At 76.0% G+C, this 455-nt stretch carries 1 protein-coding gene; it reads left to right on the top strand.

The genetic code is table 11. From position 1 onward, the window contains the following. On the top strand, positions 1–349 hold a 349-nt coding region (cei, locus tag Q2100_RS28210; protein ID WP_302916699.1), incomplete at its 5' end, for an envelope integrity protein Cei. Positions 350–455: the final 106 nt, after the last annotated feature.

Here is a 455-nt window from a genome sequence, read left to right on the forward strand (position 1 = left end):
GGGCGGGCAGGCCGCCGAGGTGGCCGGCGAGCTGCGCGACCTCGGCTTCGCCCAGCCCGAGGCCGCCAACGACGCCGTCTACGCGAGCACCCGGCTGAACTGCCACGGCCAGATCCGGTTCGGGCCCTCCGGCCGCGCCGCCGCGGCGGCGGTGTGGCTGGTGGCGCCCTGTGCCGAGCTGTTCGAGGACGAGCGCCCGGACGCGGTGGTGGATCTGGCGATCGGCACCGAGTTCAGCGAGCTGAACGCCAGCGACAACATCGAGGCCGTGCTGGCCAGTCTGCGCCCTGACGCGACCGCGGCCGCCGATCCGACGTTGGTCGAGAAGATCCACAGCACCGGCTGCTGACCGGCGGCCTCAGCCCAGCCCCGCCCGGCCCAGCACATCCACCAGCTCGTCGGCCACCCCGGGCGCGGCGGCGACGACCAGGCCGGCCCCGCCCACCCCGCCGTCG

Source organism: Mycolicibacterium arseniciresistens (genome assembly GCF_030519285.1).
In the GTDB taxonomy this organism is placed as follows: domain Bacteria; phylum Actinomycetota; class Actinomycetes; order Mycobacteriales; family Mycobacteriaceae; genus Mycobacterium; species Mycobacterium arseniciresistens.